This is a genomic window from Ralstonia sp. UBA689, from assembly GCF_002298975.1.
In the GTDB taxonomy this organism is placed as follows: Bacteria; Pseudomonadota; Gammaproteobacteria; order Burkholderiales; family Burkholderiaceae; genus Ralstonia.
In genome coordinates, this window is record NZ_DBMV01000021.1 from 17,686 (window position 1) to 30,282 (window position 12,597).

Here is a 12,597-nt window from a genome sequence, read left to right on the forward strand (position 1 = left end):
CCCTTTGAAATTTCCATACGAATGGCAGATCGGCTGGCGCTACACGCGCGCGGGCAAGCGCGCCAGCCGCAACAGCTTCATTTCCTTCATCTCGCTCATCTCCATGCTCGGCATTGCGTTGGGGGTGGCGGCGCTGATCGTCGTGCTATCGGTCATGAACGGCTTTCAGAAGGAAGTGCGCGACCGCATGCTGTCGGTGCTCTCGCATATCGAGATCATGGCGCCGGGCAGCCTGCCCGACTGGCAGCGTACCGCGGCTGAGGCGATGCAGAACAAGGAAGTCATCGGCGCGGCGCCGTACGTTGGCGCGCAGGCCATGATCACGCGGGACGATGCGGTGCGCGGCGTGCTGCTGCGCGGTGTGTCGCCGGACGATGAACCGAAGGTTTCGGACATCGCCAAGGATTTCAAGTCTGGCCAGATTGGCGATTTGAAGCCCGGCGAGTTCGACATCGCCCTGGGCGCCGAACTGGCGCGCGGCCTGGGCGTGCACGTGGGTGACAAGGTCACGCTGGTGGCGCCCCAGGGCACCATCACCCCGGCCGGTGTGCTGCCGCGCCTGAAGCAGTTCACTGTGATCGGCACGTTTGAATCGGGCCATTACGAGTTCGACAGCTCGCTCGCGCTCGTCCACATGGAAGACGCCGAGCGCCTGTTCCGCCTGGACGGCCCAACCGGCGTACGTCTGAAGCTGGTGGACATGGATCGCGCGCCGCAGGTGGCCGAGGCGCTGTCGCGCACGCTCACGGGCGAGCTGTACATCCGTGACTGGTCGCGCCAGAACAAGAACTGGTTCGCAGCCGTGAAGACCGAGAAGAAGATGATGTTCATCATCCTGACGCTCATCATTGCGGTGGCAGCGTTCAACCTGGTTTCCACGCTGGTGATGACGGTGACGGACAAGCAGGCCGATATCGCCATCCTGCGCACGATGGGCGCGCAGCCGGGCTCGATCATGAAGATCTTCATCGTGCAGGGCGTGGCGATCGGCTTCATGGGCACATTGCTGGGCATCGGCTTTGGCGCGCTCATCGCTTACAACATCGACGTGATCGTGCCATTTATCGAGCGGCTCTTCCACGTGCAATTCCTGCCCCGCGACATTTATTTCATCAGCGAACTGCCCTCGGACCCCCGCGTGAACGACATTGCAACCATCGGCATCATTTCCTTCATCCTCGCCTCGGTGGCGACGCTGTACCCGAGCTGGCACGCCTCGCGCGTGAACCCGGCAGAGGCGTTGCGCTATGAGTGAGGCCGTCATGACTTCCATGGAAGCGCCGGCTGCCGCGCCGCTTGGCGCGGTGCTGCAGGCCGAGGGGCTATCCAAGTCGTTCAAGCAGGGCGGCTTGCATGTCGACGTGCTCAAGGGCGTCGACATCCGCATTGGCGTGGGCGAGAAGGTGGCGATCGTGGGGGCGTCGGGCTCGGGCAAGAGCACGCTGCTGCATGTGCTGGGCGGGCTGGATGAGCCCACCTCCGGCCGCGTCTCGCTGCTCGGCAAGCCCTTCACCGCCATGAAGGAGCGCGAGCGCAATACGCTGCGCAACCAGGCGCTGGGCTTCGTTTACCAGTTTCACCACCTGCTGCCGGAGTTTACGGCGCTCGACAACGTGGCGATGCCGCTACGCATCCGTGGCGTGAACGAGGCGCAGGCGCGCCACACTGCGCAGGCGATGCTTGAGCGTGTGGGGCTGGGCCCGCGCACGGCGCACCGCCCGGGCGAGCTGTCCGGCGGTGAACGCCAGCGCGTGGCCATTGCGCGAGCATTGGTCGGCTCACCCGCCTGCGTGCTGGCCGATGAGCCCACCGGCAACCTCGATGACCACACGGCGGGCGAAGTCTTCAATCTGATGCTGGAGCTTACGCGTACGCTCGGCACCAGCTTTGTCATCGTCACGCACGACGTAGAGCTGGCCGGCCGCTGCGACCGCATCCTCCGCTTGCGCGACGGCCATCTGCACCAGGAGCGCTGATGGCCACGCGACGCTGCGGCTTAGCGCGCCCGGTTGCCGTAGCGGATGGACTGCAGCCGGCCTTCGACAAAGCGCAGCGTCGTTTTGTACGGGCGGCTTCGCCCAAGATCAGAAATGTCGGATTCTAGGGCGCCAGCCTTTCCGGTATGTTGCCGCTTTTATCACCTCTGAATCGACCATGTGGATCGACACCCATTGCCACCTCGACGCCCGCGAGTTCGACGCCGACCGCGACACGGTTGTCGCGCAGGCGCACGCGGCAGGTGTGAACCACATCGTCGTGCCGGCTGTGGCGCGCTGGAATTTCGACGCGGTACGCGCCTTGGCGCACCGGCACGCCGGCTGCAGCTACGCGTTGGGCATCCATCCGATGTGCGCCGCGCAGGCCAGCGATGATGACCTCGCCGAGTTGCGACGTCAGGTCGCTGCGTCGATGGACGACCCGCGCTTCGTCGCCATTGGCGAGATCGGGCTCGATTTCCTCATCCCCGATCCGGACGTCGAGCGGCAGAACACCGTGTATCAGGCGCAATTGCGCATCGCACGCGAATTCGACCTGCCGGTGCTCATGCACGTGCGCAAGTCACAGGACCAGGTGCGCAGCGGGGCGGCCAGGGCAGGCGTGCGGCGCGGCATCGCGCATGCGTTCAACGGCAGCCCGGATCAGGCTCGCCACTATGTCGATTCCGGTTTCAAGCTCGGTTTTGGCGGCGTGTTCACCTTCTCGCGCGCCAGCCGCGTGCGCCGGCTGGCGGCTGAGATGCCGATCGAATCGATCGTGCTCGAAACCGATGCGCCGGATCTTGCCCCCGCCTGGCTGTCCGACGACCAGTTCAGCGAACAGGTCGGCACACGCAATGCGCCGGCGGAGGTGGCGGGCATTGCGGCCGCGTTGGCGGAACTGCGCGGTATCTCCATCGATGCGCTGGCCGCGCAGGCCCGCCTGAACAGCATCGAGGCCATTCCTCGTCTGGCAGCATTGCTGGAGCCCTGACACCAGCGCATGCGGCTGCTGCTGATCGGTCTCGTCGCGGGGTGCATGGCGTTGCAACGGCAAGCGGAGCTCGTGCCGGTTTGGCAGCCGGTCGGTGCGCTGACGCTTTGCCTGTTGTTGGCGTTCGTGGCGCGGCGCCGGCCCATCCTGCTTTCTGCCTTGCTTGTTGCAGGCGCCATTGCGGCCGGTTTCGGCTGGAGCGACTGGCGCGCGCAGCAGCGGCTGTCGGTCGCGCTCAGCCAGGCGTGGGAGGGCAAAGACATCGTCGCGACGGGCGTGGTGGCCGAGTTGCCGCACGTCACGGATGACGCCACACGCTTTTTGTTTCAGATCGAATCCAGCAATGCCGGCGATGCCGTGCCGGCGCGCGTGCGCCTGTCGTGGTACGGCACTCGCAGTTGGAGTGGGGCAAGCCAGGGGGAGGGGGCGCGTGATCGCCGAGCCGGCATTCCCGATCTGCGGCCCGGCCAGCGCTGGCAACTGACATTGCGCGTCAAACGCCCGCACAGCCTGACCAACCCGGGCGGTTTCGACGGCGAATACGCAATGCTGGCCGATGACATTCGCGCCACCGGCTACGTGCGCACCGGCAAGCGCGCGCAGAACGTGCCGTTGGGGGAGGCGGACGCCGGTTTCTGGGTCGGCGTCGAGCGCTGGCGTGCGGCCGTGCGGCGCCACATCCTCGCAGCCTTGCCCGACGCGCGCTATGCGCCCGTGATCATCGCGCTGGTGGTGGGCGACCAAAGCGGCATCGCACGCGAAGACTGGGAGCTATTCCGCCGCACCGGCATCAGCCACCTCGTCAGCATTTCGGGTCTCCACATCACGATGATTGCCGGGTTGGTCGCCGCGCTGTGGATGGCGTTGTGGCGCCGGTCGTTTGGGCTGGCGCGCTGGCTGCGCACACCGCTGCCGCTGCGCATGCCGACCCCGCGCGCAGGCGCTGTTGCAGCCATGTTGGCCGCCTTTGCCTATTGCCTGCTCGCCGGGATGGGCGTGCCGGCGCAACGTACGCTGCTGATGCTGGCCACCGTGGCCATCGCCCGGCTGACGGATCGCAATGTGCCGGCCAGCCTGTCGCTGTGCTGGGCGGCGGCTGTGGTGGCGGTGGTCGACCCGTGGGCGGTCATCTCGGCGGGGTTCTGGCTGTCGTTCGGCGCCGTGGCGATCATCTTCCTGGCCGCACAGATGGTGCTCGACGGCAGGCGCGCTCCCGGCGATCAGAAGCCCGGCTGGCTGACGCGCATCGCTCGCAGCCTGCACGGCGCCACGCGCATTCAACTTGCCGTCACATTTGGGCTGCTGCCGATGACGTTGCTGCTGTTCCAGCAGACCTCGGTGGTGTCGGCGGCGGCCAACGGGCTGGCGATCCCGGTGGTCAGCTTTGTGATCACGCCGTTGGCGTTGATGGGGGCGGCGCTGCCCGATCCGTTGGCGCAACCGTTGCTGGCGCTGTCGGAACATAGTTTCGCCTGGCTGGTGATGTGGTTGGAATGGGTGGCCAAACCGGACTGGTCGGTGTGGGTGGCTCCCGTAGCACCCGCCTGGGCATTGCTGCTGGCGGTGGGTGGCGTGGCCTTGCTGCTGCTGCCGGGCGCGCATCGCGCGTGGGCGTGGCGGGCACAGGGCGCCTTGCTGCTCGTGCCGATGGTGCTTGCCCGTGTGCCGGTGCCGCTGCCAGGAGAGTTCCGCGTGGTCGCTTTCGATATCGGCCAGGGTGCCGCCACGCTGGTCGAGACGGCCAATCACCGCCTGCTGTTCGACACCGGCCCGCGCTATGGCGACCACGCCGATGCCGCCGCCCGCGTCATCACCCCATACCTGCGCGGGCATGGCGTGGAAGCGCTTGATGCGCTCATCATCAGTCATCAAGACAGCGACCACGCTGGCGGCACCAAAACGGTGATCGATGCGGTGCCGGTGCGCACCATGTTGGCGTCGTTGCCGTCCGGCAATGGGTTGTGGGCTGTAGCCACGGCACACGAAATTGCTTCGCAGGATTGCGTGGCCGGACAGTCCTGGGCATGGGACGGGGTCGACTTCGAGATGCTGCATCCGCTGCAGGTGCCTGACGACGATGCGCGCGTGCCAAGCAACGCACGCAGTTGTGTGTTGCGGATCACGAACGACCGTCATGCAGCACTGTTGACTGGCGACATCGAAACCGCACAGGAAGCGGGGCTCGTCGCCAAAGAGGCGCCGGAGCGGTTGATGGCAGACATCTTGCTTGTACCGCATCACGGCAGCAAGACGAGCTCCAGCGGTGCGTTCTTGGACGCGGTTTCTCCGCAGGTGGCGATTTTTCAGGTCGGCTACCGCAACCGGTACGGACACCCGCATCCGCAGGTATGGCAGCGCTATGTGGCGCGCGACATCGAGCGGCTGCGTACCGACAAGACCGGTGCCGTCGTCGTCGAGACGCGCGGCGATGCGCTGGAGGTGCAGGCGGCGCGGTCCATGCGACCGCGTTACTGGTCTTCCGCGCGGGAAGTGGAACCCCCTGACGTCGGCCGCGGACGGAATTGACGTGCTGCCGTAAAACTTGGTGGCACAACGGGTTGGCCCCATTGTGGGGCCCAAAACCGCTGTGCTATAAAAACCACGTGCCGCGCACCCTGTGCGGCACGTCGTCAGGGGAGATCAGCATGGCAGTCCGGTTCTACGATGAAATGCTCAACTGGCATGGCGAACGCAGCCCGCATGCCGCCGAACCGGCCCCGGGAGCGCTCGTCCAGCAGGGCGAGGTGCGCAGCCACTACGGACGCTTTGCCGAATGGCTGGGCAATCAGTCCGCCACCACGCTGCAGAACAAGCGTGCCGAAGCCGACCTTATCTTTCGCCGCGTCGGCATCACCTTTGCCGTGTACGGCGACAAGGACGAGTCGAACAGCGGCACCGAGCGCACGATTCCGTTCGACATCATTCCGCGCATCTTCCCAGCCAGCGAATGGGCGACGCTTGAGCGCGGCCTGCGCCAGCGTGTGGACGCGCTCAACCGCTTCCTGCACGACATCTATCACGAGCAGAACATCCTGCGCGCCGGAGTCATCCCGCCCGATCAGATCTACAACAACGCCCAGTACCGCCCCGACATGCTGGGCGTGAACGTGCCGCGCGACATCTATGCGCACGTGGCCGGCATCGACATCGTGCGGGCCGGCGAAGGCGAGTTCTACGTGCTGGAAGACAACCTGCGCGTGCCATCGGGCGTGTCGTACATGCTGGAAAACCGCAAGATGATGATGCGGCTGTTTCCGGAACTGTTCGCGCGCAATCGTGTGGCGCCGGTCGCGCATTACCCCGATCTGTTGCTCGACATGCTGCGTAGCGTGTCGCCGCAGAACATTGCCGATCCGACCGTGGTGGTGCTCACGCCGGGCATGTACAACTCGGCGTATTTCGAGCATGCGTTCCTGGCCCAGCAGATGGGTGTGGAGCTGGTGGAAGGGCACGACCTGTTCGTGCAGGATGACCACCTCTACATGCGCACCACGCAAGGTCCGCAGCGCATCGACGTGATCTACCGCCGTGTCGACGACGATTTCCTCGATCCGCTGGTATTCCGCCCGGATTCCTCGCTGGGCGCGGCGGGGCTGCTGTCAGTCTACCGTGCGGGCAACGTTACGATCTGCAATGCCATCGGCACCGGCGTGGCGGATGACAAGTCGATCTATCCGTACGTGCCCGACATGATTCGTTTCTACCTGGGCGAGGAGCCGATCCTCAACAACGTGCCGACCTACATGTGCCGCCGTCCGGACGACCTGCAATACGTGCTCGACCACATGGGCGAGCTGGTGATCAAGGAGACGCACGGCGCGGGCGGGTACGGCATGCTGGTTGGCCCGGCCGCCACCAAGGACGAGATCGCCGCGTTCCGCGAGGTGGTGAAGGCGCGCCCCGAGCAGTACATCGCCCAGCCGACGCTGGCGCTGTCCACGTGCCCGACCTATGTCGAAGCCGGTATCGCGCCACGCCACATCGACCTGCGCCCCTTCGTACTGTCGGGCAAGGACGTGCGCATGGTGCCGGGCGGCCTCACGCGCGTGGCGCTGCGGGCGGGCTCGCTGGTGGTCAACTCGTCGCAGGGCGGCGGGACGAAGGATACGTGGGTGCTGGAGCGCTGAAGGCTCGCTCATTGTCGCAACCTGGCAATCGATCAATCGAATACGCAAAAAGGGAACGCCATGCTTAGCCGCACCGCAGACCACCTTTTCTGGATGGCGCGCTACACCGAACGGGCCGAGAACACCGCCCGCATGCTCGACGTCAACTATCAGACCTCGCTGCTGCCGCAATCGGCGGAAGTGGCGGAGCAAGGCTGGTGGGCGATGCTCGACATCTCTGAACTCACGCAGGTTTTCGATGAGCGCTACGGCCTGCTCTCGCGCGATGACGTGATCGACTTCATGGTGCGCGACATGACCAACCCGTCGTCGATCATGAGCTGCCTGCGCGGCGCGCGCGAGAATGCCCGGGCGGTACGCGGCTCCATCACGACCGAGGTGTGGGAGACCATCAACACCACTTGGCTGGACGTGCAGCGCCTGATTGGCGAGGGCATGCTGCGAGACGATCCGTCGCAGTTCTTCGAGTGGGTGAAGTTCCGCTCGCACCTGTCGCGCGGTGTGCAGGTCGGCACCATGCTCACGGACGACGCGTTCCACTTCATGCGCCTCGGCACCTTCCTGGAGCGTGCCGATAACACCGCACGGCTGCTCGACGTGAAGTTCCAATCCACGCCCACGCGAGACGAAACCGCTGCCGAGCAGGGGGATTTCTATCATTGGGCCGCCACGCTGCGCTCCGTTTCGGGCTTCGAGGTGTATCGCAAGATCTACCGCAACGTCATCACGCCGACGCGCGTGGCTGAGCTGCTGATCTTGCGCAGCGACATGCCGCGCTCGCTGCTGGCTAGCATGGACGAGGTGGTGGCGATCCTCTCCACGGTACGCAACAGTCAGTCGGCCGAGACGGAGCGTCGCGCTGGTAAACTGCACGCCGACCTGCGGTACGCCCGCATCGAAGATATTTTTGCGGTCGGCCTGCACCCGTGGCTGACCAACTTCTTGGAGCGCATCGGCGACCTGGGCAACGGCATCAGCCAGGATTTCCTGGTGCCACTCGATGCGGTGTGATGCGCGGGGCATTTTGATTCCATTGGGGCGCTGCTTTCGGGTGGCGCCCGCGTCATCGTGAAATACCAAATTCGCCATACGACGGTCTACCGTTATGCAGAGCCGCTACGCCACAGCGTGCACGAACTGCGGCTGACGCCTCGCAGCGGACCACTGCAGCAAGTGGATAGCTGGCAGATCCACGCCCCCGGCAAGCTGACGCGCGCCAGTGACGGTTTCGGCAACGTGGTGCATCACTTCACGCTGGGCAATCGCGCTGAGGACATCACCATCGACGCGCGCGGTATCGTCGAGGCTTTCCCGTCCGGCTCGCCGGGCAGCCGCAGCTTTACCGATGCGCCCGGGGAAGGGCGCTACCGCGTTTCGCCGCTGTATTTTCTGAGCGCCACCCCGCTGACCTTCGCACCGCCCGAGATGGTGGCGTTCGCACGTGAGCACGCATTGGTGCCGGGCGATGCCGAATCCGCGCTGCACCTGGCCCATGCCATTGCCCAGCGCGTCCGCTACAAGCCCAACACGACCGATGTGGGCACGACCGCCGCCGAGGCCTTTCGCCTGGGCGCGGGCGTGTGCCAGGACCAGGCGCAGGTGATGGTGGCGTGCTGCCGGGCGCTGGGCGTGCCGGCGCGCTATGTCAGCGGCTACTTCCACGCGGTCGGCGAGGAAGATCTCGCCAGCCATGCTTGGGTCGATGTCTGCCTCGATGCCGATTCGCACACGTGGTGCAGCATCGATGTCACCCACCAATGTTTTACCGATGGGCGCCATATTCGCCTGGCGGTCGGCCGCGACTATCAATCGGCCGCGCCGATTCGCGGCATCCGCCAGGGCGGCGGCGCCGAGACGCTGGACGTGACCATCTCCATCGAGCCGCTACCGGCCGAGGTTTCTTGAGTGAACTGAGCGCAGCTTTCAAGCGTATCAATGCGTTGCAATTGGCGCGCTAGAATGCTCTCAACTTACCCATTCCGTTTGTTGCTGCTCCCATGACTTATTGCGTCGCCATGCGCCTGGACGCTGGCTTGGTCTTCCTGTCGGACTCCCGTACCAACGCGGGCGTCGACGCCATCTCCACCTTCCGCAAGATGACCGTCTTCGAGCGCGAGGGCGATCGCGTCATGGTGCTGCTGACCGCCGGCAACCTCGCCATCAGCCAGGCCGTGCGCCAGGTGCTGACCGAGGCGCGCGACAAGCCGCGCTCGTTGTGGACGGCGCGGGATATGTTCGAGGCTGCCACCATCGTCGGCGAGGCGGTGCGCGAGGTCTACGATCGCGACGCTGCGGCGCTGGCCAAGGCCAAGATCGACTTCAACGTCAGCATCATCTTCGGCGGACAGATCGGCAGCGAGCGGCCGCGCCTGTTCAACGTCTATGCTGCCGGCAACTTCATCGAGGCCACGCCCGAGAACTGTTACTTCCAGATCGGCGAGGCCAAGTACGGCAAGCCCATCATCGACCGCGTGATCCGCCCGGCGCTGCCGCTGGACGAGGCCGCCAAATGTGCGCTGATCTCGATGGATTCGACGCTGAAGTCGAACATCTCCGTGGGTTTGCCGCTCGACCTGCTGGTCTACGAAGCCAACTCGCTGCACGTGACACGCTTCGTGGCCATCGATGAAGAGAATCCGTATTTCACGATGATCCGCGGCACGTGGGGCAAGCGCCTGCGCCAGGTGTTTGCCGAGATCGACGACCCGGAATGGGAGACCCACACCACGCCGGAGCATCCGCTGCGCCGCGAAGGGCACCCGTCGGCCGAGGTGGAACCGGTCCGCATTGCCCCGCCCGCGGCGGACGCCCCAGCCGCGCCGCAACGGGCGCCCGGCCCGGTGTTCGAGCAGGTGGCGACGATCCAGCGCGTGGCTGGCGGGTCGAAAGAATCGCACTGAAAATACCCGCACAGGAATTGGTCGATGCGCGACGTGATGCTCTTTTCGCATGCCAACGGCTTTCCGATTGGCACGTACCGCAAGATGCTCGGAGAGCTGAGTGACGAATTCGACATCCAGGCGGTGGAGCGTTTCGGCCATGACCCGCGCTTTCCGGTCACCCGGTCCTGGCCCGGGCTGGTCAAGGAACTGCTGGCTGAGATCGACGCGCAGCCTGAGCCGGTCTGGCTGGTTGGTCATTCGCTGGGCGGCTTCCTGAGCCTGATGGCTGCGCTGCGTCGGCCCGAGCGGGTGCGCGGCGTGCTGATGCTGGATTCGCCCATCATTGCCGGCTGGCGCGCCAAGCTGTTGCGCGTGGCGCAATGGCTGGACATCGACGAGAGCCAATCGCCGGCGGCGGCTACTAAGAACCGGCGCAACCTGTGGCCGGACCTCGATGCGGTCTGGAGCCACTTCAAGGCCAAGCGCAAGTTCGACCGCTGGGACGAGGATGTACTGCGCGATTACGTTGAACACGGCACCGAGCCCACCGGCCGCAACGCCGAACGCACACTGCGCTTCTCGCGCGAGATCGAATACCAGATCTACCGGACCCTGCCGACCAACATGGGGCACAAGATTGCGGGCGGCACGCCATTTCCCGTCAGCTTCGTGGCCGGTACGCGCTCGCGGGAGATCCGCCGGGTTGGCTTGGGCGCGACCCGCCGCCTGGTCGGCAGCCGGCTGCGCTGGATCGAAGGCAGCCACCTGTATCCGATGGAAAAACCGCTGGAAACCGCCGCGCTGATTCGCGAGTTGATCAACAATATGCGCGCCGATGCAGGCGCCATGCGGCACGCCGCCTGATCCGCCGAATTCCACCGTTTCGACACGGATCGGACAAGGTACCTTTGCTATAATCCGGCTTTCCCCGGCAAGCCAGGTTTATGACCAAGTTCGTATTTGTCACCGGTGGCGTTGTGTCCTCGCTCGGCAAGGGCATCGCCGCCGCCTCGCTCGCGGCCATTCTTGAGTCGCGCGGCCTCAAAGTCACCCTCCTCAAACTCGATCCCTACATCAACGTCGACCCGGGCACCATGAGCCCGCTCCAGCACGGCGAGGTGTTTGTGACCGAGGACGGCGCAGAAACCGACCTCGATCTTGGCCACTACGAGCGCTTTGTCTCGGCCAAGATGCGCAAGGCCAATAACTTCACCACCGGCCAGGTTTACGAATCCGTGATCCGCAAGGAGCGTCGCGGCGAGTATCTCGGCAAGACGGTGCAGGTCATTCCGCACATCACCAACGAGATCCAGGCCTTCATCGAGCGTGGCGCCAAAGCCTCGCACGACGGCAAGGCCGACGTGGCGATCGTCGAGATCGGTGGCACGGTGGGCGATATTGAATCGCTGCCGTTCCTGGAAGCCGCGCGTCAGATGAGCCTGCGCCTGGGCCGCAACCAAGCCGCGTTCGTGCACCTGACGCTGGTGCCGTTCATTGCCAGCGCCGGCGAGCTCAAGACCAAGCCGACCCAGCACTCGGTGCAGAAGCTGCGCGAAATCGGCGTGCAGCCGACCGCGCTGCTGTGCCGCGCTGACCGCCCGATTCCCGACGACGAGCGCGCGAAGATTTCGCTCTTCGCCAACATGCCGCAGGACGCGGTCATCTCGGTGTGGGACGTCGACACCATCTACAAGATCCCGCAGATGCTTAACGAGCAGGGGCTGGATCGCATCATTTGCGAAGAACTGCGTATCGAGGCGCCGCCGGCGGATCTGTCCGTGTGGGCGCACATGGTGCACACGCTGGAAAATCCGCAACACGAGATCACCATTGGCATGGTCGGCAAGTATGTCGACCTGACCGAGTCGTACAAGTCGCTCATCGAGGCGCTGCGCCACGCCGGCCTGCATACCTCGACGCGCGTCAACATTGAATACATCGACTCCGAAGAGCTGGAGTCTGGCCATACCGCGGTATTGGAAGCGCTGGATGCGATTCTGGTGCCCGGCGGTTTTGGCAAGCGCGGGACCGAAGGCAAGATCCGTGCAATCCAGTACGCCCGTGAGAATGATGTGCCTTACCTGGGCATCTGCCTGGGGATGCAGTTGGCCGTGATTGAATTCGCCCGCCACCTGGCCGGCATGAAGGACGCCAACAGCACGGAATTCAACGATGAGACGGAACATCCGGTGGTGGCGCTCATCACCGAATGGCTGGATCGAGATGGCCGCGTCGAGAAGCGCTCCGTTGATTCCGACCTGGGCGGCACGATGCGCCTGGGCTCGCAGCGCGTGCCGGTGCAGCCAGGCACCAAGGCGTCGACGATCTACGGCGCCGAAGTCAACGAGCGCCACCGTCACCGTTACGAGGTGAACAACCACTACGTGCCGCAGTTGGAAAAGGCCGGGATGATCATCTCGGCACGCACGCCGTCCGAGAACCTGCCGGAAATGATGGAACTGCCGTCGTCAATGCACCCCTGGTTCGTCGGCGTGCAGTTCCACCCGGAATTCACCTCGACGCCGCGTGACGGCCACCCGCTGTTCAAGGCCTACGTGGAAGCCGCGCTGGCGCATCACCAGCAGAACGCGCAACGCGCCGTCGCCTAAGCGCCTGCA

The 12,597-nt window shown here is 65.0% G+C and carries 10 protein-coding genes; all 10 read left to right on the plus strand.

The window, feature by feature from the left end; translation table 11 throughout:
- Positions 1-4 precede the first annotated feature (4 nt).
- The 10 genes from B4F51_RS08875 to B4F51_RS08920 all read left to right on the plus strand — a co-directional run bounded on the left by B4F51_RS08875 (position 5) and on the right by B4F51_RS08920 (position 12,588).
- On the plus strand, positions 5-1,255 hold the full coding sequence (locus tag B4F51_RS08875) for a lipoprotein-releasing ABC transporter permease subunit (protein WP_296224837.1): 1,251 nt from the start codon (positions 5-7) through the stop codon (positions 1,253-1,255).
- On the plus strand, positions 1,248-1,976 hold the full coding sequence (gene lolD, locus B4F51_RS08880; RefSeq protein WP_296224838.1) for a lipoprotein-releasing ABC transporter ATP-binding protein LolD: 729 nt from the start codon (positions 1,248-1,250) through the stop codon (positions 1,974-1,976). Before B4F51_RS08875 ends, lolD begins: the two co-directional genes overlap by 8 nt.
- A gap of 178 nt (positions 1,977-2,154) precedes the next feature.
- Positions 2,155-2,970, plus strand: a complete 816-nt coding sequence (locus B4F51_RS08885) for a TatD family hydrolase (protein WP_296224840.1) — start codon at positions 2,155-2,157, stop codon at positions 2,968-2,970.
- A gap of 9 nt (positions 2,971-2,979) precedes the next feature.
- The gene (locus B4F51_RS08890; protein WP_296224841.1) at positions 2,980-5,496 is read left to right on the plus strand and encodes a DNA internalization-related competence protein ComEC/Rec2; all 2,517 of its coding nucleotides are present in this window, start codon (positions 2,980-2,982) and stop codon (positions 5,494-5,496) included.
- Positions 5,497-5,615: 119 nt separating this feature from the next.
- Entirely contained in the window at positions 5,616-7,097 is a 1,482-nt protein-coding gene (locus B4F51_RS08895) for a circularly permuted type 2 ATP-grasp protein (RefSeq protein WP_296224842.1), read from the plus strand.
- A gap of 60 nt (positions 7,098-7,157) precedes the next feature.
- Positions 7,158-8,108: an alpha-E domain-containing protein gene (locus B4F51_RS08900; RefSeq protein ID WP_296224843.1), complete on the plus strand. Its 951-nt coding sequence runs from the start codon at positions 7,158-7,160 to the stop codon at positions 8,106-8,108.
- A gap of 57 nt (positions 8,109-8,165) precedes the next feature.
- A complete protein-coding gene (locus B4F51_RS08905; protein WP_296224844.1) occupies positions 8,166-9,002 on the plus strand; it encodes a transglutaminase family protein in 837 nt (278 codons plus the stop codon).
- Between the two features lie 92 nt (positions 9,003-9,094).
- The gene (locus B4F51_RS08910; RefSeq protein WP_296224845.1) at positions 9,095-9,997 is read left to right on the plus strand and encodes a peptidase; all 903 of its coding nucleotides are present in this window, start codon (positions 9,095-9,097) and stop codon (positions 9,995-9,997) included.
- A gap of 24 nt (positions 9,998-10,021) precedes the next feature.
- Positions 10,022-10,843, plus strand: a complete 822-nt coding sequence (locus tag B4F51_RS08915) for an alpha/beta fold hydrolase (protein ID WP_296224846.1) — start codon at positions 10,022-10,024, stop codon at positions 10,841-10,843.
- 80 nt (positions 10,844-10,923) lie between these two features.
- On the plus strand, positions 10,924-12,588 hold the full coding sequence (locus B4F51_RS08920; RefSeq protein ID WP_296224847.1) for a CTP synthase: 1,665 nt from the start codon (positions 10,924-10,926) through the stop codon (positions 12,586-12,588).
- Positions 12,589-12,597: the final 9 nt, after the last annotated feature.